The 22826-nt window shown below is 62.6% G+C and carries 17 protein-coding genes and 6 pseudogenes; 4 read left to right on the top strand and 19 right to left on the bottom strand.

What is annotated here, in order from left to right; translation table 11 throughout:
* Window positions 1-32: 32 nt before the first annotated feature.
* Together tnpC and AruCF_RS30200 are read left to right on the top strand one after the other, a co-directional pair.
* Window positions 33-1499 (top strand): annotated as a pseudogene (tnpC, locus tag AruCF_RS22955) (IS66 family transposase); the annotation flags it as partial.
* Window positions 1495-1653 carry a M48 metallopeptidase family protein gene (locus AruCF_RS30200; protein WP_080977502.1) on the top strand — a complete coding sequence of 53 codons (159 nt, stop codon included), beginning with the start codon at window positions 1495-1497 and terminating at the stop codon, window positions 1651-1653. The pseudogene tnpC and the gene AruCF_RS30200, both read left to right, overlap by 5 nt.
* A 216-nt stretch (window positions 1654-1869) precedes the next feature.
* Here AruCF_RS30200 and AruCF_RS22965 read toward each other — a convergent pair whose 3' ends face one another.
* The 16 genes and pseudogenes from AruCF_RS22965 to AruCF_RS23040 form a co-directional block, all read right to left on the bottom strand.
* The gene (locus AruCF_RS22965; RefSeq protein WP_235432835.1) at window positions 1870-2619 is read right to left on the bottom strand and encodes a TonB-dependent siderophore receptor; all 750 of its coding nucleotides are present in this window, start codon (window positions 2617-2619) and stop codon (window positions 1870-1872) included.
* 41 nt (window positions 2620-2660) lie between these two features.
* Window positions 2661-3353 (bottom strand): annotated as a pseudogene (locus AruCF_RS22970) (S1C family serine protease); the annotation flags it as partial.
* Window positions 3354-3377: 24 nt separating this feature from the next.
* A pseudogene (locus AruCF_RS22975) lies at window positions 3378-4343 on the bottom strand (zinc metalloprotease HtpX).
* Entirely contained in the window at window positions 4321-4818 is a 498-nt protein-coding gene (psiE-GI, locus tag AruCF_RS22980; RefSeq protein WP_049076431.1) for a heat resistance protein PsiE-GI, read from the bottom strand. The pseudogene AruCF_RS22975 and the gene psiE-GI overlap by 23 nt, the downstream one beginning before the upstream one ends.
* On the bottom strand, window positions 4815-6530 hold the full coding sequence (gene kefB-GI, locus AruCF_RS22985) for a heat resistance system K+/H+ antiporter KefB-GI (RefSeq protein ID WP_049076433.1): 1716 nt from the start codon (window positions 6528-6530) through the stop codon (window positions 4815-4817). The genes psiE-GI and kefB-GI overlap by 4 nt, the downstream gene beginning before the upstream one ends.
* A gap of 3 nt (window positions 6531-6533) precedes the next feature.
* The gene (trx-GI, locus tag AruCF_RS22990) at window positions 6534-6974 is read right to left on the bottom strand and encodes a heat resistance system thioredoxin Trx-GI (protein ID WP_049076434.1); all 441 of its coding nucleotides are present in this window, start codon (window positions 6972-6974) and stop codon (window positions 6534-6536) included.
* Window positions 6964-8109, bottom strand: a complete 1146-nt coding sequence (locus tag AruCF_RS22995) for an RNA polymerase sigma factor (protein ID WP_049076437.1) — start codon at window positions 8107-8109, stop codon at window positions 6964-6966. Before AruCF_RS22995 ends, trx-GI begins: the two co-directional genes overlap by 11 nt.
* A gap of 79 nt (window positions 8110-8188) precedes the next feature.
* Window positions 8189-8800, bottom strand: coding sequence for a heat resistance membrane protein HdeD-GI (gene hdeD-GI, locus AruCF_RS23000; protein ID WP_049076439.1), 612 nt, complete (start codon window positions 8798-8800; stop codon window positions 8189-8191).
* Between the two features lie 96 nt (window positions 8801-8896).
* On the bottom strand, window positions 8897-9784 hold the full coding sequence (gene yfdX2, locus AruCF_RS23005) for a heat resistance protein YfdX2 (protein WP_049076441.1): 888 nt from the start codon (window positions 9782-9784) through the stop codon (window positions 8897-8899).
* A gap of 102 nt (window positions 9785-9886) precedes the next feature.
* Complete coding sequence (yfdX1, locus tag AruCF_RS23010; RefSeq protein WP_049076443.1) at window positions 9887-10801, bottom strand: heat resistance protein YfdX1; 915 nt, start codon at window positions 10799-10801, stop codon at window positions 9887-9889.
* Window positions 10802-10823: 22 nt separating this feature from the next.
* Window positions 10824-11282 (bottom strand): small heat shock protein sHSP20-GI, encoded by a 459-nt coding sequence (gene hsp20-GI / locus AruCF_RS23015; RefSeq protein WP_001275372.1) that lies wholly within the window; start codon window positions 11280-11282, stop codon window positions 10824-10826.
* A gap of 78 nt (window positions 11283-11360) precedes the next feature.
* Window positions 11361-13190, bottom strand: a complete 1830-nt coding sequence (ftsH, locus tag AruCF_RS23020) for an ATP-dependent zinc metalloprotease FtsH (protein ID WP_049076445.1) — start codon at window positions 13188-13190, stop codon at window positions 11361-11363.
* A gap of 27 nt (window positions 13191-13217) precedes the next feature.
* On the bottom strand, window positions 13218-14648 hold the full coding sequence (gene cls, locus AruCF_RS23025) for a cardiolipin synthase (protein ID WP_049076447.1): 1431 nt from the start codon (window positions 14646-14648) through the stop codon (window positions 13218-13220).
* 17 nt (window positions 14649-14665) lie between these two features.
* Window positions 14666-17517 (bottom strand): annotated as a pseudogene (gene clpK, locus AruCF_RS23030) (heat shock survival AAA family ATPase ClpK).
* Window positions 17518-17610: 93 nt separating this feature from the next.
* The gene (locus AruCF_RS23035) at window positions 17611-18180 is read right to left on the bottom strand and encodes an Hsp20/alpha crystallin family protein (RefSeq protein ID WP_049076449.1); all 570 of its coding nucleotides are present in this window, start codon (window positions 18178-18180) and stop codon (window positions 17611-17613) included.
* A gap of 35 nt (window positions 18181-18215) precedes the next feature.
* Window positions 18216-18497 (bottom strand): helix-turn-helix domain-containing protein, encoded by a 282-nt coding sequence (locus AruCF_RS23040; RefSeq protein WP_049076450.1) that lies wholly within the window; start codon window positions 18495-18497, stop codon window positions 18216-18218.
* Window positions 18498-18857: 360 nt separating this feature from the next.
* Between AruCF_RS23040 and AruCF_RS30260 the strand changes: the two are divergent.
* A pseudogene (locus tag AruCF_RS30260) lies at window positions 18858-19070 on the top strand (IS110 family transposase); the annotation flags it as partial.
* A gap of 116 nt (window positions 19071-19186) precedes the next feature.
* On the opposite strand, the pseudogene AruCF_RS23050 reads toward AruCF_RS30260, so the two are convergent.
* Window positions 19187-19616: pseudogene (locus AruCF_RS23050) on the bottom strand (transposase domain-containing protein); the annotation flags it as partial.
* Window positions 19617-19756: 140 nt separating this feature from the next.
* On the opposite strand from AruCF_RS23050, the gene AruCF_RS23055 reads away from it, so the two are divergent.
* A complete protein-coding gene (locus tag AruCF_RS23055; protein WP_083036892.1) occupies window positions 19757-20665 on the top strand; it encodes a LysR family transcriptional regulator in 909 nt (302 codons plus the stop codon).
* Here the strand turns inward: AruCF_RS23055 and AruCF_RS23060 are convergent.
* Both AruCF_RS23060 and AruCF_RS23065 read right to left on the bottom strand, forming a co-directional pair.
* Window positions 20607-21275, bottom strand: coding sequence for a FecR domain-containing protein (locus AruCF_RS23060; protein WP_083037082.1), 669 nt, complete (start codon window positions 21273-21275; stop codon window positions 20607-20609). The two genes, AruCF_RS23055 and AruCF_RS23060, sit on opposite strands and share 59 nt — an antisense overlap.
* Before the next feature lie 502 nt (window positions 21276-21777).
* On the bottom strand, window positions 21778-22782 hold the full coding sequence (locus AruCF_RS23065; RefSeq protein WP_049076451.1) for a Bug family tripartite tricarboxylate transporter substrate binding protein: 1005 nt from the start codon (window positions 22780-22782) through the stop codon (window positions 21778-21780).
* Between the last annotated feature and the right edge of the window lie 44 nt (window positions 22783-22826).

Genomic DNA, 22826 nt, shown 5'->3' on the forward strand with positions numbered 1-22826 from the left:
GCCGCTGCGAGCCCTGCGGCATACTGTGGGCCATGAGTACCGCATCCCTGGATCACCTCGACGCACAGCAACTGCGCGCGTTGGCCGAACGCCTGATGGGCGAGGTGGCCGCGCGTGACGCCCAGATAGCGGCGCACGATGCGGTGGTTGCCGAGCGGGATCGCGTACTGCACTTCAAACAGACGCACATCGACCAGCTCATGCAGGAGCTGGCGCTGTACAAGCGCTGGCGTTACGGCAAGCGCAGCGAGCAACTGAACCCTGCGCAGGCAAGCCTTCTGGAAGAAACGATGGATGCCGACATGGCGGCTATCGAAGAGGAAGTCAACGCGCTGCGCGAGGCGATATTCGCCAAGCCTGCGCCGCCGCAAGCGCCGCGCCGCATGCGGTTGCCGCCCGAACTGCCGCGCACCGACATCCATCACGAACCGGCGTCCACGACGTGCCGCTGCGGCTGCGGCTTGAAGCGCATCGGCGAGGACGTCAGCGAGAAGCTGGATTACCTGCCGGGCGTCTTTACGGTCGAACGTCACATCCGCGGCAAATGGGTGTGCGAGCACTGCGAGACGCTCACGCAGGCGCCGGTCCCCGCGCAGGTCATCGACAAGGGCATCCCGACGGCGGGACTTCTGGCGCAGGTGCTGGTGGCCAAGTTCGCCGACCACCTGCCGCTATACCGCCAGGAAGGCATCTTTGCGCGCGCCGGTCTGGCGCTGCCGCGCTCGACGCTGGGCGAGTGGGTCGGCGTATGCGGGCTGCGGTTGCAGCCGCTGGTCGATGCGCTCAAGGCCGAGGTGCTGGGCAAACCCGTGCTGCATGCCGACGAGACGCCAGTGCAGATGCTCAATCCGGGCGCGGGCAAGACGCACCGGGCCTACTTGTGGGCATACACACCGACCTCGTTCGACAGCCTGCGTGCAGTGCTCTACGACTTCGCGCCAAGCCGGGCCGGTGAGCACTGCCGCACGTTCCTGCAAGATTGGCGCGGCAAACTGGTGACCGACGATTATGTGGGCTACAAGGCCGGCTTCGCTGCCGGCATCAAGGAACTTGGCTGCATGGCGCACGCCAGGCGCAAGTTCCATGACCTGCATGCGAGCCACCAGAGCCAGATCGCCGGAGAGGCACTGGATCTGTTCGGCGCGCTCTACGGCGTAGAGCGGGACGTAGCCGACCTGCCTGCCGACGAGCGCAGGCGGATACGTCAGGATCGCGCCAGGCCGATCGCCGAGACCTTGCATCGATGGCTGATCGCGCAGCGCCAGCGCGTGCCCGATGGCTCGGGTACCGCACGCGCCATCGACTACAGCCTCAAGCGCTGGGAGGCGCTCACGCGCTATCTTGATGATGGCGATGCACCGATCGACAACAACTGGGTGGAGAACCAGATCCGGCCCTGGGCGATCGGGCGCTCGAACTGGTTGTTCGCAGGCTCGCTGCGCGGCGGGCAGCGTGCGGCCGCCATCATGAGCCTGATCCAGTCGGCGCGGCTCAATGGGGGGATTGCTCGAGTATCTGGTCGTGCACGAACTCGCCCACATCAAGCACCGAAACCATACAAAAGAGTTCTGGGGTGAAGTGGACAAAGCGCTGCCTGGCTGGAAGCACGCGGCAGCTTGGCTGCGCGATAACGGAGCCGGTAGGACGTTTTAACTTGGTTGCTTCTTAAGCACAACGTCTTCTGATCAAACTTTAGCTGTATAAATCTAGACTTGATATGACAAGCACTGTCAGACCGTAAACGACCCATTTCCGTCATTAGCTTCACGGCGGGGGGCTCTGTTGCATCGGGCGGGTCAATGCGCCTTTTCCTGTTCACTCTGATGCAGGCTGGTCGGCCGATGCGATAACTTCGGCCGCTGCCGTGAATCAAAAGTCGTAGCGCAGCGTCACGGCAGCATACCGTGGCGAGCCATAGTGGCCATGGCTGCCGCCAATGCCCTGGTAGTAGGTCTTGTCGAACAGGTTGTTGATGTTCAATGTTGCCGCCAGCTTCTTGTTGAACTGATAGCGCGCCATCAGATTCACCAGCGTGTACGCATCCTGCTGGACCGTGATGTCATAGCGGCTGAAGTACAACGAGGTCTTCGACGTCCAGTCGACGCCACCGCCTACCGTCAGCCCGTTCCAGGCACCGCCCAGCCGGTACGTCGTCCACAGGCGCAGCGTGTTGACCGGCAATTGAGTCAGCAACTGCGAACCTTGTGCATCTTCGCTCTTGGCATGGCTAAAGCCCGCATGCATGTTCCAGCCCGGCAGGAGTTCACCGGCCACTTCCAGATCGATGCCAGTAGTTCTGGCGCCTTTGGCCGCACGATAGGCCGAGTTGTCCGTTCCCGGCACGGTGTAGCCCGCGTCCAGTTCCGCGACATTGTCTTTCTGCGACCGGTATATGGCCACGCTGGTGTTCAGTCGTCGGTTCAGGAATTCCCCCTTCCAGCCCATCTCGTAGTTCTTGCCCACGATGGGCTCGAGGACGTTGCCGTTGCGATCCTGGGACGATTGCGGCTGGAAGATGTCGGTGTAGCTCGCATAGACCGATTGTTCGGGCGTCAGGTCATAGACGATGCCTGCGTAGGGGGTGATTTCGCCGCGCGCACGCATGTTGTAGGTCTGCAGGAAATTGTCGGTTGGGCTCTCGTAGTAGTAGTCGTAGTTGTAATCGGACCACCGGAGTTGCCAGGGTTGATGGCGGCGTCGGTCTGGATCAGGTGATCGATGGCCGGGCCGCCCGCTTCTCCGGGTAACGAGCGGTCGAGCGCGGAGACGATGCCGGTGGTGAGCGTCCAGTCCAGGCCGAAGGGGTTGCCGATAGCGAACACCTTCTGACCCACCTTGAGGTCGGCACTGGTGCCGACCGGCACGGCCGGCGGGCGCTTGAAACCGACGCCAATCTTGAGCACGGCGATGTCGTGCGCTGGGCTCGTCCCCACCAGCGCGGCCTGGTAGTCGCGGCCATCGGCGAGTTTGACCGTGGCTTCAGAAGCACCCTGGATGACGTGGAAGTTGGTGACGACGTGGCCGGCATCGTCCCAGATAAAGCCCGAACCGGTGCCGCGCGGCATGGAAAAGACATTGCGAGTCCAAACGTCGCGCACCAGCTGCGCGGTGGTGATGTAGACCACCGAAGCGCGCGATTCTTCGAACAGTTCGATGGTGGCTTTCTCGTCCGCCGCCAGATCGCCACGCGCCGTCACGGTGCGATCTGCCGCCTCGCGCGGACTGAACCAGGCCTCGATGGCGGGCAGGAACTGCCACAGCAGCATGAGCGTGGCAATACAGGCGGTGATGAAGAGCCAGCGCCGGATGAAGGGGTCCGGTGCGGAGCGTGGGTACGGGTCGGGGTAGGCCATGAGAAGTCTCCTGTTTATAGGCAATCAGCGCCACAGCCCGCTCGGGTGCCAGCGCGGCGGGCGCGGCGTCACAGCGGATTCCGGCAAGAAATGGGGCGCGTGGAATGGCAACGCTGATGCTGGCCCAGGCGCCAACGTCAGCAGGCGTGCGATACGCTCTTGCGTTGCCGGATGCGTGCGCAAGCAGGAGGGCTCGGGATTGACCCATCCCGGCCACAGCCAGGCACGCCAGGAGCGGCTGACCCGCTCGATTTTCGCCAGCGCGGACGCCAGCCCCTGCGGGTCGCCCGTCAGTTCCGCCGCGAGGCGGTCAGCGTCGAACTCACGCACGCGAGACAAGCCGAGCTGTGCGAGCAGGGCCAGCTGGGGCTATGCGGCCAATAACAATAGACCAGGCCAATAGACCTCCGCCGCGCCAACCAGCAGCGCGGGCAGGTTGAGCAGGATCGCGATTTGTCCCATGAGGGCCAGCAGGCTCGTGAGGCGACTGACGGAATCCGCCAGCCTCATGACGCGCATATCCTCATTGGTGATGTGCGCGATCTCGTGCGCGAGCACACCCGCCAGCTCGCGTGGGCTCAGGCTGCGCAGCAGGCCATCGGTGAGGGCGATCGATGCCTCCTGCTTCGATCCGGTGGCGAAGGCGTTGACGACGGCACTGGGCACATAGTGCGGCACCGGCGTGGCGGGCAAACCGGCACGGGCGGGCAGCTCGCGCAACAGGGCCCACATCTCGTGGGCTTCTTGCGGGTGCAAGGCCCGTACGCGGTACAGGCGCAAGCTCAGCGCCGACGCGGCTACCGGTTCCAGCAGCAACGCACCTGCAACGGCAAACAGCGCGAGCCACAGGCCGCCTTCCCCAAACGGCAGTCTCCCTGCTGCGGCTGCGATCCCGACCAGGGTCAGGACCAACAGCCCGGTCTGCAGGCGGTTGAGCCAGCGGTGTTGCAACAGCGCCGTGCGCGGATCACTGGGATGATGACGGGTCATGCTCAGAGGTCTCGGCGGCGGGGTCGCCGCGCTTGCGCAGCAGCCAGTAGGTCGCACCCAGAGCCAACGTGGCGCCTGCCAGCGCGGCTATCTTTGCGGGGCTCGCCTCGGGGTCAAGGATCACGAACTTGCGCGCCAGCGCGATCAGACCGATGAGGATCACGGTCTTGACCTGGATGATGCTGTCCCGACGCAGCGCCACGCGAACAATGGAATGCTTGAACTCCATCGCGATCAAGAGCGTCATGATCATGCCGAACACACTCTGGAATACCTTGTGATCCAGGGGATTGAAGGCTTCGAGGACCAGCAGCGTGAAGACGATGGCGATGAGCTGGAACAGCGACACCACGATCATGACGGCAATTACCGCCGACAGAACGAGGGCGACGACCTGCTCGAAGCGCTCGTATAAACTCATGATGGCCCATTGGTCACGGAAGACCTGAAATGGATTGCGGCCTGTTGACTTCATGCAGATGGACTCCCTGCGACATCGCCGCTGTCGAGACGGCGGCGCATCGCACTGATGTTTCGTTCGACGAGCTCGGCCGACATGCCAAGCGACGACATCACTTGTTCCGCCAGCCCAAGGCCTGCGGCAAAGGATTGCTGGTACACACGCACGTTGGGCATGGCGCGAAATGCATCGGCCGCGGTCGTACTTCTGCATGACACCCACAAGGTCAGCGCCGGACGCCGCTCGGCAATCGCCTGGGCGATGCGCAGCACTTGCTGGGCATGGGCGAACGTGAGCACCACCAGACGCGCCTGCGCCAACCCGGCAGCCAGCAGGGTATCGGGCCGACTCGCATCGCCATGGAACACCGGCACGCCGGCGGCACGCTCGGCCTCTACCTTCTGCTCGTCTGCTTCCAGCAGCAGATGCGCCACGCCGGCGTGGCGAAGAATCTCACTGACGGTCAGGCCAAGCTCGCCCGCGCCGCAGATGATGACGTGGTCTCGAAATCGCGCTGTCTGCGCGGTGATCTCAACTTCTTCAGCCTGGGGTGGCTGAATGACGCCGCCGGTGCGGCTCAAGAACCGGGCAAGTACATCGTGATGGCGGATCAGCAGCGGTGCCAAGGCCATGCTGAGCACCAGCGCGACCAGCATGGGTTGTACGACGGTCGCGGGAATCAGATGCTGCTGCAAGACCATGCCCAACAACAGCAGGGCGAACTCGCCGCCATGCCCCAACGCTATGCCCGTGCGCCAGGCATCGAGGGCGGACAGGCGCGTCGCCCGCAAGGCCAGGGTGTTGAGCCCGATCTTGACCGGTACCAGCACTGCCAGCCACGCGAACACCGCCAGTGGTGCCGAAAGAATCTGCGCTCCGTCCAACTGCAGGCCGATGGTCACGAAGAACACCCCCGACAACACATCGCGAAACGGTTTGAGGTGGCTTTCCATGTGGTGCCGGACGTCGCTCTCGCCCAGCACCATCCCGGCCAGAAACGCTCCCAGGGCGGCGGATACTCCGACGGCGTGCGCAGCGGCGGCCGCGGCCACGACCACACACAGGGAGGCGAGCATGAACGCTTCCTCATGACCTTGGCGAGCCACCCAGCCCAGCAGGCCATGCAACAGACGGCGCGAAGCAACCGCCGCTGCTGCGAACAACACCAGCACGCCCAACACTTCGAGCAGCATGCTCTCGACCTTCGGCGACTCGCCGCGCGCCCAGATCGCCAGCAAGGCCAACAGGGGCACGCTGGCCAGATCCTGAAAGACCAGCACGGCGATGGCGCTGCGGCCATGGCGTGTGGTGAGTTCACCCTGGTCGGCCAACTGCCGGCTGACCAGCGCCGTGGAAGACATGGCCGCCGCAGCGCCGAGCAGCGCAGCGCTCTGAGCTGGCTGCCCCAACCCCATCAGCATCAGGGTCAGAGGTGCGCCCACAACGACCATCTGCAAACTGCCAGCCACCAGTACGGTCTTGCGAGTGAGCCAAAAGTGCCCGAGGGAGAATTCCAGTCCGACCATGAACAGCAGCAGCGCCACTCCCAGCTCGGACAGAAAATCAAGCGCTTCTCCCGGCGCGATCACGCCGGTGACTGAGGGGCCCAGTAAGGCGCCGGCGGCGAGGTAACCCAGCAAGGCGGGCACTCTGAACGCCGCCGTCACCACGGCCGCCAGACTGCACGCCGCCAGCAGACTCAGCGTAACGCCCAGCAGGCCCTGCATCGGTCAGCGCCCAAGCTGTGCCGATACCCAGCGCACGATGTCCTGCGCGCCCATGGCGCCGGCCTGACGGGCGATCTCCCGCCCACCCTGGAACAGGGCGAGCGTCGGAATGCTGCGGATACCGAACTGCGCGGCCAGGTGGGGCTCAGCCTCGGTATTCACCTTTGCCAGCCTGATCCTGGGTTCGAGCTGGCGCGCGGCTTGTTGAAACTGCGGCGCCATCATCTTGCACGGCCCGCACCAGGGCGCCCAGAAATCGACCAGCAGCGGCAAATCGCTGCGCTCCACGTGGCGCGAGAACGTCGCCGTGGTCAACTCGATGGGTTCGCCCGTGAACAAGGGCTGCTGGCAGCGGCCGCAGTTGGGATGTTCCGATAGCTTCGCAGTCGGTACGCGGTTGATGGACTGGCAATGCGGACAGACGAGGTGAAGATCATTCTTCATGGTTCGCCTCCTTGGACCACAGTGAGGCTGCCGCGCTTCGGGTCACAGACAATGCCGACCAATCAACGCCTTGGAGCCAATCGTTCCCGTCTTTGCTTACTCCGGCCTCTTCCAAATGAGCAGCGATAAACGCTTCGGCCTGCATCAGCCACCTTTGGACAGTATCTTCCTTACTAGGAATCAGCAGGATTTCAGAGACGCTGCTGGCATCCAGCCCGTCCACACGGAGAAGCAGAAAAACGCGCCGCCACAAACGCGGCATGTCCTTCAGCAGGTCGAATGCAAAAGCGAACTCGCTCGACCGATCAACTAGCTCCTCCTGTTCCGCGATCGTTGCGGCATCGGGATGCTGACTGTCAGCGATAATATCGGCCAGCCTGAGTGTGTCATCGGGCTGATAAAATTCGAAGATTTCCTCTTCCACCATGGCCTCGGCCACGTCCTGGGCATCCGCTTCGACCGGCGCGTCCATAGAAACGAATTCGCCAAATTGCCGGCTGCTTGCCACTTCGTTATCCAGGACGGCGAACAGATGCTTCAAAAGACCGGTGTAAGCCTCTTTTTCCCCCGGCACGGATTGCCATTCCACCTCAGCTCGGACAATCGCTTCATCCACCACGTCGCGCAGCGTCGGATAATCGCGCGGTAAATCGCCGACGGCCCGCAGATAAGCCAGCTCACGCCTTGCGACAGCCTCAAGTTTCGACAGTAGAGGCATTCGGGTCTCTTTGGCCTCATGGGCGGCTGACGCGGGTTTTGCAGCAATTCGCACCTTGAGCTCGCGCAAGCGCTCGCGTCGTGCTTTGCGCTTGATTTGATCCTGAGCATGCAGCCGGTCAAAATGCTTCTTGGCCTGACGGAACAACGACTGTGCGAGCATCTGCGCGAGGGGCGTCAGCTCGTCATGTGATGCAGTAACGCTGACAATCTTTTTGCCGGGCAGGTGCATATAGCCACTGGCCAGAAATTGCCGCTTGATCTTGTCGCGATCAAGGACGATTTGAAGTTGCGCTGAATCTTTAGTGTGTTTGTCGAGCAATGGCTTGAGGGCGTGCTCGATCACATTTCCCAAAGCTCTCTGCCATGGTTCATGAAACTCTTTGTCGATAGCTCGAAATCTATATTGAATCTGCATGCATGACTCCTTTGATGTCATTTCTATGGAGGCACGAACCGAAAATGCTCATATCCATAGAATCTAGTTTGACCCGCTCTTATCCCTGGCGCGTTTTGCGAAGACGCCAACTCAAGAACAAAAGCGTGACACCATAGACTGCCGCATAGAAGCCCAACAGCCAGCCTGCGGCCACGAATGACTCGACCGGACGGGTAAAAAGTGTCCACAAGACGATAGCGCCAAGGATAATCGAGAGCAGTCCACTGAGGGCAAGCCAGATTTCACCCTTGATTTCCCGACGCAGCCGAACGGCGGCGGATATCTCCAGCACACCGGTGAAAATCGCCCAGAAGCCCACGCTAGCCCATAAAAAAGAAGCCAAGACTATCGTGGCGACCCAAGGAGCAACCAGGACGACGACGCCCGTAAGTATGCCGACAATGCCGCTGAACAGCAGCCAGCCCCAGCGCTCTTTTTTCTGGATATGGCGCACCGCTGCAAACAAGTTGAACGCGCCATTGACCAAGGAAAATGCGCCGAACATGATGGTCATGGCCAACAGAGCCGATTGTGGCATCCAGAACGCGAGGGCTGCAAAAATCAATGCCAAGACACCGCGCAGCACAAAAAGCCACCAATTTTGGCTCAGCGAACACAGTGCTTTGGTGGGGTCATCCGCATTGGAATTGGCGATGGTGTCTGTGTTCATGCAATATCTCCTAAAGATCTACAAAATAAAAAATCAAACACTCATGGGACAAGAGAGAGGGCGCGACGCGCCCCTCTTACGCCCTATCCAGCGGTTTCAGAACAACTTGGACAGCTTTGCCTTGATTTCATCGAGCCAGCCTTTTCCGCCGCCTCCCCCAGCCGTCTTTTGCTTGACTTTCTTGAGTTCAGCATACAGGGGCTCAAAGTCCTTCTTCTTTCCATAGCCCAGCAGTTCTGCCATTTCCAACTGCTGCCGCGCTTCGTTCAATAATGTCTCCAGGCGCTCATTGGACGCTTCGCTCCGCTGACCATCTTCTACCAAGGTCTCGGCGCGCTTCAGGAGCAGCTTCGCACGCAGGACGGGCAGCGGAAGCACGCTGCGCTCCTCGACCAGCGTACTGAGCGCTGACTGCAGCGCGGCTTTGGCTTCTTCGATCTTGCCCTGATCGATCAGCGGCACGACTGCCTTCACGGCTGCGGGATAGGACGCCAAAGGGATGTTGGTGACCGTGATCACGATTTCACTGGCCAGCAAAGCCAGCACGTGGCGAGCCTGTTGCACCTCGCTATGTTTGAGGGCATCCAGCGCCTCGTCGGTCATCGCCTCAATGGTTTCCGTGTTGGCGAACAAGTCGTGCACGATGGTGCGCACATCAACGGGGGCCAGGGCGAGCGTGGGTTCGCGCGCAACGATCAGCTCCAGCTTTCCCGTCACTTCGGCCAGCGTTGCCAATGCGCGTGCAGTGTCCTTGCCGTCAAGTGCGGCCAGCGCTGATTTGGTCAGCGACAAGGCCGAGACTGCCTCATCGAGGACTTGTTTACGTTTGTCTGCCGCCTGCGAGTCCGTTTCTTTCTGAACCTCAGGCTGTACCTCCGTGACGACTTCAGGCTTGGACTCTGGACTGACAGGAAGGCTGCTTACCGCGGCCTGTTCGTTTATTCCTTCGTTCGTCGCATTGGGATTCGGTGTTTGCTCATTCATGGTGATATGCCTCGTATGAGATAGTGAAAATAGGCGAATCTATTGGGGCTGAATGCGAACATCGCGAGACTGACCGACAGAGAAGTCAGCCCCTTCATCACCTCAAAACAGATTTTGGATGCGCGTCTTCAACTCGTCGAACCATCCCTTGCCGCTTTTGCCACCAGCCGACTTTTGCTCAATGGACTTCACCTGATCGAAGATGGGTTTGAAATCCGCCTTCTTGCCATAACCCAGGATCTGCGCCATCGAGATCTCCGTGCGCACGGACGACAGCAAGGTGCTGAGCTCCTCGTTCTGCTTGGCATCGCGCTTGTCGGTCTCGGCCAGCTTTTCAGCTTTTGCCATCGCGGCTTCAGCCCGTAGCATGGGCAGAGGAAAGGCGACCGAGGTCACCACCAGCGTGTTCAGTGCTCGGGCGAGTTCCGCCTTGGCGTCGTCGATCTTGCCGCTGTCGATGAGCCGTGCGGCCGACTTGATCGCTGCCGGGTACGTTGCAATCGGCAGGTTGTCGGTTTCGATCACGATTTCGCTGGCCAGATTGGCGACGATGGGCCGGGCCTTTTGCACCTCGCCATCACCCAACAACTCCCGAGACAACTTGACCGCATTCTTCACCGATTCCACGTTGGCGTGGATATCGTGGGTGATGACGCGTACATCGACCGGCGCCAAAGCAAGTTTGGCGTCGCGTGCCAATACCAGTTCCAGCTTTCCGCTGGCCAGTTCCAGCGCAGCGAGCGCCTCCTTGGTCTTCTTTGCATCAAGGAGTGTCAAAGCCTCCTGGGTCTTGGTGAGCGCCGTGATGGCGTCCTGAGTGAGCTCAGCACGCTTTTTTTCGGCTTCCCGGGCGGCCTTGTCATCTACCTGTGGCTGCGCCGCCTTGGATGCGGCAGAGGGTGCTGCAGCACCTGGGCTAGAACCTGCCGCCGATTGGGCCTGAGCCGGTCCGCTCAGTCCGACGACGACCGCCAGGGCAAGTGCGGAGAAGGTGTATTGTGGCTGTTTGATATTCATGATCTTGGGCTCTTGATTGAAGTTAGTTGACTGAGATTTCAATCTGTTTCGGTTTGGCTTGCTCGGCCTTGACAAGCCGCACTTCCAGCACGCCGTCTTTCATGGAAGCCGTCACCTTGGTCGGATCAACGTTGTCAGGCAAGACAAAGCTGCGCACAAAGCGGCCATACGCACGTTCGATGCGGTGGAACTTCTTGCCCTGCTCCTCTTTTTCCAGTTTGCGCTCGCCGCTGATGGTGAGCACACCGTTTTCCGCGCTGACGCGCACGGCATCCTTGGGGACCTCCGGCAGATCCAGCTTGAGGAGGAATGCGTTCTCATCCTCGCTGATGTCCGCCATTGGTGCCCAGTCCGCCGTGGTCATGGCTTCGTTGCCGGTACGGGCGCCCTGTCGCTGGGGTATTCGTCCGAACATCGTCGCCAGGCGGTTTTGCAATTCATCCAGTTCCCGGAAGGGGTCCCACGGAGTCAATGCAGACATATCGGTTCTCCTTGAACAATGCCGACGAATTGGATGACGCACTGAACAGAGCCGTCGGCTTACTCTGAATAGCGCCTACTACTTTTCGTTTCCATCAAGAACAAGTCCTTGGGTCAATTGAAGGATGTCGTTCTCGTCGAGCGTTTCCCGCGCCAGCAGTTCGCGCGCACAACGCTCCAGCACCGAGCGGTTGGTGTCGAGGATCCGGTAGGCGCGCTCGAACACGCCCATCACGATGTCGCGGATGGCCTGATCGATGCGCGCCTGGGTAGATTCGGCCACCCGGCAGCCGCCGTGGGCCAGTTCCGGTGTATCGAGAAAGCGTGGCCGCTGCGCCTCGAAGGCGATGTAGCCCAGTCCTTCGTCCATGCCAAAGCGGGTGATCATGTCGCGGGCAATGTCGGTGGCCCGTGCGAGGTCATCGGCAGCCCCGGTGGACAGCTCCCCGAACACGAGCTTCTCGGCCGCACGACCGCCCAGCAGCACGGCGATCTTGTGTTCCAGATCGGCGCGCGTCATCAGGAAGCGGTCTTCGGTGGGGCGTTGCAGCGTGTAGCCCAGCGCGCCGATGCCGCGCGGGATGATTGAGATCTTGTGCACGGGGTCGGTGCCGGGCAGCGCCAGCGCCACCAGCGCATGGCCCATCTCGTGATAGGCCACGGTTTCCCGCTCCTTGGGATTGAGCACTCGGTTCTTCTTCTCCAGGCCCGCCACGATGCGCTCGATGGCGGCGGTGAAATCCTGCAACTCCACGGCGGACGCTTTGCGCCGGGTCGCGGCCAGCGCGGCCTCGTTGACCAGGTTCGCGAGGTCTGCACCCGAAAAGCCCGTGGTCAGCGCAGCCACCTGTTCGAGATCGATATCCTGAGCCAGCGTCACCTTCTTGACGTGGACTTTCAGGATGTCCAGCCGTCCCTTCTTGTCGGGCCGGTCCACCAGCACCTGACGGTCGAAGCGACCGGCGCGCAGCAGCGCCTGGTCGAGGATTTCGGGGCGGTTGGTTGCGGCGAGGATGATCAGCCCGACCGAGCTGTCGAAGCCGTCCATCTCCGTGAGCAGCTGGTTGAGGGTCTGCTCGCGCTCGTCGTGGCCGCCGATGGGGCCGCCGACGCCACGCGCGCGGCCCAGCGCATCGAGCTCGTCGATGAAGATGATGGCCGGCGCCTGCCCGCGGGCCTGCTCAAACAGGTCGCGCACGCGCGCTGCACCCACGCCGACGAACATCTCGACGAACTCCGAGCCTGAGATGGAAAAGAACGGTACCCCGGCCTCGCCCGCCACGGCCTTGGCCAGCAGGGTCTTGCCCGTGCCGGGCGGGCCAACCAGCAACACACCTTTCGGGATGCGCGCCCCGAGCCGTCCATACTCCTGCGGATTCTTGAGGAAATCGACGATCTCAACCAACTCCGCCTTGGCTTCATCGACGCCAGCGACATCGGCAAAGGTCACGCCAGTGTTCTTCTCCATGAATACCTTGGCACGGCTCTTGCCGATGCTCAGGAAGCCACCCATGCCCTGCTTCTCGGCGAAGCGGCGGAACAGGAAGAACCAGACGCCGAAGAAGGCCACCGCCGGCAGAATCCAGGAGAGCACATCACGTAGCCAGGTGCTTTCCACCACCCGCGCATAGGGCACGTCGTACTTGGACAGCCGCTCGGCCAGGTCGGGTTCGACACGGGTGGCCACGATGGTGGTCTTGCCCCGGCTGTCCGGCGATTTCAGGCGCCCGGTGACCGTGCGGTCCGACACCAGCACTTCGGCGACGCGCCCCTCGGCCAGCGCCTTCTCGAATTCGCTGTAGGGCACGGGCTCGACGGTCTTGGCCGCCTGCCAGTAGTTCTGCAGCGTCAGCAGCAACAGGCCGGCGACGATCCAGTAGCCCATGTTCCATTGATCTTTCTTTTCCATGGGCAATGTTCCTCGCAAGTCGTGTCGCTAGAGAATGGGGGTGAACAGACGGGCCACCCCGTCGCGCAAGCGGATGGCCAGCGGGCGGGCGCGCAACGCCTTCGCCGATATCTCGCCCGACGCATCACGAGCGGCATCAAAAAGGGATTCCAGCCGCGTAGACAGCGCGGTGTCGTACACCTCCACATTGAACTCGAAGTTGAGGCGCAGGCTGCGCGCATCCCAATTGGCCGAACCCAGGCAGCACCACTGGCCGTCTATCAGCATCAGCTTGCTGTGGTCGAACGGGCCAGGCCGTTCGAAGATGCGTACACCGTGCTCCAGCACCTGCCAGTAGTGGGCGCGCGCGGCCCATTGCACCGTGGGATGGTCGCCGTTTGCGGGCGTCAGCACCTCGACGCGCACGCCGCGCAACGCGGCCGTGCTCAGCGCCGCGATCATCGGCTGATCGGGCACGAAGTAAGGTGTCCAGATGCGCACCGAATGCTTCGCCGCGCTCAAAGCGCCCATGAAGGTCCAGCGCATCCTGTCCAGGGCCTCATCGGGACCGGCCTCGATGCCGCGCGCCCAAGAGGTTCCTTGCTCATCAGCCGTTGCGGGCGGTTCGCCCCAGAAACCCTTGCTGAGCCGCTCGCCCGTGGTATCGCACCAATCATCGGTGAAGCACCGCATCAGATGCGCAACCACCGGCCCGCGCAGACGAAAGTGCAAATCGTGACAGGCCTGCTCCGGCGCATCGGGCCGCCAATACGGGCTGAAGATGTTCATGCCGCCGGTGAAACCCGTCTCGCCATCGATCACCAGCAGCTTGCGGTGATTGCGCAGATGCGCGGCATGCAGGCGCGCGGGAATCAACGTCGGGTTGAACGTCGCCGCCGGAACGCCGGCGCGTTGCAAGGCGCGGTAAGCGCTGCGGGGCCTCCAGCGGGCATAGACGTCGTCGATCAGCACCCGCACTTGCACGCCGCGCTCATGAGCCCGGCGCAGCGCATCGACGAACTGCGCCCCGATGCCTTGGCTGTCGAAGATGTACGAAGCCAGCGCGACGCTGTGCCGCGCCGACTCGATGGCAGCGAGCATGGCCGGGTAGGCCTGCTCGCCATCGACGAGCGGCTCGATGCGGTTGCCGCTGGTCAGCGACTGGCCGGTGGCACGTCCCACCAGGTGCGCCAGGCCGGCAAACGGCGCCGATACGGCCTGGGGCATCGTAGGCGCGAGGTCCTGCCGAACAGCAGGATCTGCCCCCGGAAACAGCCGCCGCGCCCGCCGCTGGTAACGGTTGATGCCGAACAGCCCATACAGCAGCGAACCGCCCAGCGGCAACAGCGCGATCAGCAGCACCCACAGCGTGGCCGATCGAGGGTCACGCTTGTAGATGACCGCGTGCCCCGCTGTGGGGATAGCGACCGCCAGCGACACGAGGGTGGCTGCCCATGTCAGCCCGTTGGGGTCGGACACGACAGCCTCCCCATGACTCAAGATTCGCCGCCCGCTGACTTCTTCTTGCGCGCAGGCTTGCTCGCGTCGCTCGGCGGCGTCTCGGCCACGTTCGCGGCATCGGGCTTCTCAGGCTCGGCCGGCTTCGCGGGTGGCTCCTGGCGCTCGAAGACCACCCGTTCGGCCTTGTCGTCCCAGCGGGCGCTGGCGTGATCGGCCTTGCCGATACCGCCACCCAGCATCTCGCGCGCCAGAGCAGTTTCCAGCTCGCTGCGGATCAGCCGCTTGAGCTCACGCGCGCCGAACTCGGGCTTGTAGCCTTCCTCCGCGAAGTGATCGATCAAGGTCTGATCGAAGGTCAGCGTCACGCCCTGGCTGGCGGCGTTGCGGGCCACACGATCGAGCTGCAGGCCGACGATATGGCGGATCTCCTCCTTGCCCAGCGCATGGAAGACGATGATCTCGTCGATGCGGTTGAGGAACTCGGGGCGGAAGTGTCCGCGCGCAGCACGTCCATCACCTCGCCCTTGGTCTTCTCGTATTCCTCGCCGGCGGCGCCACGGGCCTTCAGCCGACGCTGGATGATGTCCGAGCCCAAGTTCGAGGTGGCGATGATGATGGTATTGGTGAAATCCACCACCCGGCCCTTGCCGTCGGTGAGCCGCCCGTCGTCGAACACCTGCAGCAGGATGTTGTAGACGTCGGGGTGAGCCTTCTCGATCTCGTCCAGCAGCAACACGCTGTAGGGTTTGCGCCGCACCTTCTCGGTGAGCTGGCCACCCTCGTCGTAGCCGACGTAACCCGGAGGCGCCCCCACCAGGCGTGCCACGGTATGGCGTTCCCCGTACTCGGACATGTCGATGCGCAGCAGCGCACCTTCATCGCCATAGATGGACTCGGCCAGCGCCTTGGCGAGCTCGGTCTTGCCCACGCCGGTCGGCCCGAGGAACAGAAAAGTCGCCACCGGCTTGCTGCCTTCGCGCAGGCCCGCGCGCGACAACCGCACGGCATCGGCCACCGCGCGCACCGCTTCGTCCTGGCCCACGAGGCGCTCGTGCAGCCGCTGCTCCAGATGCAGCAGCTTCTCGCGTTCTTCCACCGTCAGCTCGTTGACCGGAATGCCGGTCAGGCGCGAGACGATCTGCGCGACATGCTCGGCTTTGACTTCGGCACTGCCCGAGGCGCGCTCGCGTTCCCATTCCTCGACAAGCTTCTTGAGTTCGGCCTCTTTGGCCTCGATGTGCTTGCCCAGCTCGGCGGCCTTGTCGTACTGCTTGCGCGAGGCCACATAGTCCTGCTCACGCCGCAGCTGGTGCAGTTCGGACTCCAGCTCTTGCACCGCCACCGGGCGGGCCGTGGCCGACAGCTTCACGCGTGCGGCCGCCTGGTCGAGCAGGTCGATGGCCTTGTCAGGCAAAAAGCGCGCGGTGATGTAGCGGTCCGACAACTCGGCGGCAGCGATGATCGCATCCTCGGTGATGCTGACCTTGTGGTGCGCCTCGAAGGTGTCGCGCAGGCCGCGCAGGATCATCATGGTCTGCGCTACCGTCGGCTCGGGCACCATCACCGGCTGGAAGCGACGCTCCAGCGCGGCGTCCTTCTCGATGTACTTCTGATACTCGTTGAGCGTGGTGGCGCCGATCAGGTTCAGTTCGCCGCGCGCCATCATCGGCTTGAACACGTTGGCCACGTCCAGCCCGCCTTCGCCGCCACCCTGGCCTGCACCGACGATGGTGTGCACCTCGTCGACGAAGAGAATCAGCTCGCCCTGGTGCTCGGTCACTTCCTTGAGCACCTTCTGCACGCGCTCCTCGAACTCGCCGCGGTACTTGGCGCCTGCCACCATGGCGTTGATGTTGAGTTCGACCAGACGCTTGTCGCGCAGCGTCTCGGGCACTTCGCCGGCGACCATGCGCTGCGCCAGCCCTTCGACGATGGCGGTCTTGCCGACGCCGGGTTCGCCGATCAGCACCGGGTTGTTCTTCTTGCGCCGGGCCAGCACTTCGATGGTCGTCTCGATCTCCTGCGCGCGGCCGATGACCGGATCGAGCTTGCCCTCGCGCGCCATCTTGGTGAGGTCGCGCGAATACTTGTCGAGTTCCGGCGTGTTGGTCGGCGTCTCGGCGCGGCCATCCTCGGCCCCTTTGCCGACCACCTTGCTTACCTGCTGGCGCAGCGCTTGCGGCGTGAGGCCGTAACGGCGCAGCAGGTTGGCCGCCAAACCTTCGCCTTCCTCGGCGAGCCCGATCAGGAAATGCTCCGGCCCGACATAAGAGTGGCCGAGTTCGTTGGAGGCCACGAAAGCACGGCTGAGCGCGTCCTTGACCCGGGGCGACACGCCGATCTCGCCCTCGAACGGCTTATCGCCGCGCTTGGCTTCGGATTCGATCTGGCGCTTGAGGTCATCGACCTTGATCTTGAACTGCCCCAGGATGGTCTTGACCACGTCGCTGTCGGATAGCGCCAGCAGCAGGTGTTCGGTATCGACTTCGGCGCGCCCGAACTCTGCAGCGTGTCGGGCGGCCTCCTGCAATAGGGCCTCGGACTGTTCGCTGATACGGCTGGCGAGCCCACTGCCGCGACGGCGCGCGGCGCCCGTACCGGCCGGGGCGGGTTCGCCGAACGAGGCATCGACGACCTCGTCGGTATCGGCCGCCATGGACGGTGCGTCGTCACCGATGCGGAAGAAGTCGCTGCCAAGGAAGTCTTCGAACAGCCCGCTGCGCGAGCCGAACAAGGCTTCCAGCGGTGAGACGGTGCGCTTTTGCTGGCGCACCAGTTGGCGATAGTGATCGTCACACAACAGCATGGTGCTGTGGCGACCATTGAGATTGGCTTCCACCCGCACCGTGGCGGGCTGGCCGCAGACTTCGCATTGTTTTCTGGCCATGCTGATGCTCCTGTAAAGATTGATCTGACGAGGCACCGCCGATCACGGTGCCTCATCTCTTTGTGGTTTTTGAGAAAAACGCGCTGCCCCGCGTCAGCCGTTGATCGGGATCGAGCGCCCCTGCTGGGGCGTACTGGCCTCGCGCTTTTCCATCGTGATCGTGAGCACGCCGTTCTTGAAAGCGGCCTTGATCGTGTCCTGGTTGGCATCGGCCGGTAGGTTCAGAGCGCGCTGAAAGCTGCCGTAGGAGCGCTCCACCCGGTGGAAACCGCCGTCGTTCGTTTCCTGCTCCTGACGCTTTTCACCGCGCACCAGCAGCACGTCGTTGTCGAGCGTGATCTGGATGTCTTTTTCCTCGATGCCGGGTACTTCCAGGGCGATCTTGTACTGCTTGTCGGTCTCCTGGATGTCCAGCGCCGGCTTCAGCATGCCTGGCCAGTCCGACGGCCAGCGTGGCATGGCCAGCGTCGGGAAACCGAAGCCTCGAAACGCGTCGTCGAACAGGCGGTCGATCTCGCGATGCAATTGCAGGATGGGACTGACGGGCCCACCCGCCACCGGCAGGTCATTGCGCAGCACCGGGAGCGAGGCAGTGCTCTGTTGTTCTTCCTGCTCCTTCTTGAACCAGTTCCAGGGAGCCAATTTCTTGAAATCAATGTCCATGTCACACCTCCAGAAGAAAAATTGAAGACTCTCGCTCACTCCGTTTGCCTGCGGCGACGGACAGCGCGCCCAGACGACACGGAGTGTTCCGCTGACTTTGGCTGCTCATCTGTGCGTATCCCCTCCTTCTTTCTGCCTGCTTGGATCTGATCATTGATCCATCGATCGATTTCACTTTGACGAAACCGCCACGTCCAGCCGACCTTGAAGGCCGGAATCTCCCCGTGCGAGGCGAGCCGGTAAAGCGTCCGCTTGCCGACTTTCAAGTAGGCAGCCAACTCGTCGAGCGTGAAGATCGCCTGCTGGCGCGCTGTCATACCACCCCACAAGTTCCGTCGTCACGCGGCCTCGCCTGAGGAAATTCTTGCAAGTTATTGCGCACAACACGCCGAAAGTCAAGAGTTAACATCCAGCGATCTGCTGGCCGATTGATGTGACTCAATCGTAAGCAGCCAGGAAACAAATGTTGGCTGCCACCGCGATGGTGCTCCCCAAGTCATCAATCTGCAGCCATGTGAAAGGGGAAGTCCATGAACGAGATTGCCCGAGTCGGGGCGGATCTGGCCAAGCGGGTTATCTAGGTGCATGCGGTGGATGCGCGCGTGGTAGTTGCCAAGGCGCTGGCCGCTGACAAGTTTGCGGCCTGGTGCGTGGAGCTGCATCCCGGCTGCCTGGTGGCCCTGGAGGCCTGCGGCGGTGCGCATCACTGGGCACGCAAGCTGCGCGGCTATGGGCTGGATGCGCGGCTGATTGCAGGCCACTTCGTCACGCCCTACCGCATGGCCGGCAAGGGACGCAAGAACGGTGCGGCCGATGCCGCAGCGATCTGCGAGGCTGCAACCCGCCCGCACATGCGCTTCGTGCCGGTGAAGCCGCCGGCGCAGATCGCTGCTGGCCAGCCATCAGCTACGCAAACCTCCCGATTCACTCACGCAGCTTATTCCTGCTTGCCTAGGGACGACCGTGTAAGCGGCAGATGGTCGGAGTCCTTTGCGACCAGCACCTACGCGAGCAGCCCGGAGGTGGGGATGCCCTTGGCGATGATCTCCGCCGGGACCGGCGCCTGGGTCAGCGTTCGGCACCTATGCGCAGGTCCACTTGCCGGGGATGTGGCACTCGACCGTGAACACGCCCGGCGTGTAGTCCAGCTTCTCGCTGATGCGCTTGAGCGCACAGCCGCACGCGCAGCGGGTGTTCTCGGGCTCGTGGTGGCAGTCCACGCGCGGCAGGTCCGCCGGCAAGGCGGTGCGCTTAGGCATCGCGCCAGGCGTAGCCGGCGGCTTCTTCTTGCCCAGCAGTTCCTGGAGCTGCGCCTCAGCCGCGGCAAGGTCGGCGTCCAGAGCCTCGTCGAACAGCGCGCGTTGTTCGGCATCGAGCTGCTCGCTCTTCTTGCCGAACTTCAGGCGTCGCAGCTGGGCGATCTCGAACGAGAGCTTCGCCGTAGGCGCCGACATGGGCGAAAAGCATCCGAGCATCACCCCCCCAGGATGGCTCTCATCTCGATACAGAGGTGAATCCTCCGCACTATTCGGCTCCCTACGATGATATGGACTGATCACATCGGCAGGGAGAAAGCATGAACTTACGCCATCTTCGCTGCTTCATCGCCGTAGCCGAGGAACTGCACTTCGGCCGGGCTGCTCGACGGCTGCACATCGAACAGTCTCCACTGTCGCGCACGATCCGCCAGATGGAGGCGGATTTAGGGGTGCCGCTGCTCAACCGCTTGCCACGCAGTGTTCGTCTCACACCGGCGGGACAGGTCTTCCTCGAAGAAGCCCGGCGCGTACTGCTGGCCTTCGACCAAGCGCAGACCAAGGCACGCGCCGCAGCGAACCAGCGGAACACGCTGCGCATCGCACTATCTGGTGACATGGGGCAGGCCCGCTTGTCGGCGTTGCTTGCGCTTTGCCGCGAGGAGGCACCACAGGTCGGCATTCGGATACTTGAAACGCCACTGGCGCAGTTGGTGACTGGACTGCGCAACGACTTGTATGACGCAGGTTTTGCATTGGCTGGTGAAATGGACGCCGGCATCGTCGCCATGCCGGTGTGGCGAGACCCGCTGGTGGTGGCTTTGCCCGCCAGGCATCCGCTGCTGGCTTTCGAGGAAGTGCCGCTGGAGGAAGTGGCGAGCTATCCGCTGGTGCTGTGCGATCCCCAGGTCTGCGAAGGTTGCAGCCGGCAGCGCGAACGGCTGCTCCGCACGGTGGATGCGCAGCCGACGGTAGCCGAGTACGTCAAGACCCATTCCCTGATGCTGGCCCTCGTGGCCGCCGGCTACGGCGTGGGCTTTTCGAGCGCGGCGCATCTGGCGGGTTGCCATCAGGCCGATGTCGTCGTGCGGTCGCTGGCCGACGAGACCGCTTCGCTGACGACCTATCTACTGCGACCCGAAGGCGAAATCATGGAGCCGCTGCGGCAGTTCATCGACCGCGTGGAGCGTGTCGGACGCCCGCAAGGCACCGATCAACGCCCGATGTGACGCGGGGATTTTGGACGGTACGATTCCCTTTCGGTCTGGACCTTGACCCGCATTGCATCGGCGGCCGTCCAAAGCGCGACTCGACATAGAACGGCCGGTGCGCAAGGTCGGGCGCGGTTTCGATCAGGATCTCTCCTGACCGCAGCGTCAAGCGGCGCACGGCGTCGCGGTAGTCCACATCCAGGGCGCTGCGGGCGTTGAGCCAGATTCTTGATCCGTCTGCCAGCAGCAGGTCGTGCCGTTCTCCGGTGCCCGTGGAATAGTCGGCGGCAAACGTTAAAGCCAGGCCGGGGAGCGTCGTGTGACGCCAGCCCAGCCAGCCCAACACGCTCGTGCCCAACACGACGGCGCCGGTGCTGAGCAGTTGGCGCCGCTTGAGCGCAGCCTTGCGCGCCATGGCGGCACCCGCCAGCGCCGCCTCTGCCCCCCCTTGGCGCAGCGGCCCGAATCGCTGGCTGACAGCTTCGATGTGATGCCACGCGGTCGCGGGTTCGGCCCGTTCGTGCAGCCAAGTTTGCCAAGCCGTCCTGTCCCCCTCGGTCACGCTATCCGCACGCAACAACGCAAACCAGTCGGCGGCCTGCTGCAAGCTGTCGAAATCGGCTTTCATTGCACCGTCCGCCGGGGGCTGGGCCACAATGTCGGAAGGCGGATTGCGCGAAGACGGCGCCATCCGTTCACCGTATCCTTCAGACTGCATTTTCATTCCGACCCGCGGCGGTGGGGCCTCTCCGTCCAGGTTTTGTAAACGAAACTAATTCGTATTTTCATTAATCGAGGCGAATGATAACGCATTTGGAAATGCATAGCGCGAGGGAGCCGCTCATTCGTTCTGGGGCGCGGGTGTCGTCGGCGTCCGCTCCTGGCCGGAAGCTGACGACCGTAGTCGTCAGCTTCCAGACCAGCGCGTGAAGACACTTGCACCGACTCACTACGCTCAAACATTGCCACCATGGACGAATCCGCCGCCGCAGCACAACTGCGCGGCCCGAGAGAGACAGACCGGTCTGCGTTTAAGGTTAGTTGGAGCTTCGGGTTTTCCCAGTTGCCGAAAGCGCCTTTTCGATGGAGCACCAGCTCTCAAAATCAAGAAGATCGGAGGTGTCGACGTATCAGTCAGCGGTCAGCTGGCGCTCGTCGATCAATTTGGACCAGCGCGCAGCATCGTGCTCGATCAGCCCCGTGAGTTCCTTCGGCGTACTCGAAACCGGAGATAGCCCCTGCGCCTCTAGACTAGCTTTCACCTCTGGATCGTGAATGGCCTGTGCAATTCCCTGGGAAACCTTGGTGATCACCGCTGACGGTGTGCCGGCCGTCGTGGTGAGGCCGATCCACAGTGAGGAGTCGAAGCCGGGTACGCCGGACGCATCCACGGTGGGCAGCTCGGGTAGAAGGGAGGAGGGCTTTAGGCCACTGACTGCCAATGCTTTCAGTTGACCGGTCTTTACGAAGGGCGTCAGGCTGTTGGGAATCCCGAACATGACATCAACGCGGCCCGCAGTCAGGTCGCTGATCGCCGGCACCGCCCCTTTGTAGGGCACGTGCACCATGTCTATGCCGGTCAGCGACTTGAACAACTCGGCGCTGAGATGATGCGGCGTCCCGATGCCGGCGGACGCATAACTCAACTTTCCCGGATTTGCCTTGGCATATGCGATCAGATCCTTCACAGAATTTACCGGCAGTTTGGCATTGGTCGCCAGTAGGATCGGTCCAGTCGCCATCAGCGACACCGGAGCGAAATCTTTGATCGGGTCGTAGCCCACGCCGGTCTTCTTATAAATATAAGGATTCATCGTCAGCAGGTTATTTGGCGTGACCAGGAACGTATAGCCGTCCGGCGCAGAACGTGCGACCTGCGCCGCGCCCAGGTTGCCGCCCGCGCCTGGCCTGTTCTCTACGATGATGGGCACCCCCCAGTACGTGGACAACTTTTGCGCGAGCACACGGCCCACCACATCGTTGCTGCCGCCGGCGGTATACGGCACTACGAACTTGATGGGCCGGCTCGGATAACCCTCGTCTGCGGCGTGCGCCGCCGATGTAGGCAGACAGAACCCGGCAACTAGGCCACAGAGTGCGGTGCGCAGAAATTTTCGCTTGGTGGATTGATTCATTTTTGTCTCCTTCGGTATTTTGTCGTGTTTTTGCGGAACCACCG

Origin of the sequence: Achromobacter ruhlandii (genome assembly GCF_002082135.1) — a bacterium.
GTDB lineage: Bacteria > Pseudomonadota > Gammaproteobacteria > Burkholderiales > Burkholderiaceae_B > Achromobacter > Achromobacter ruhlandii.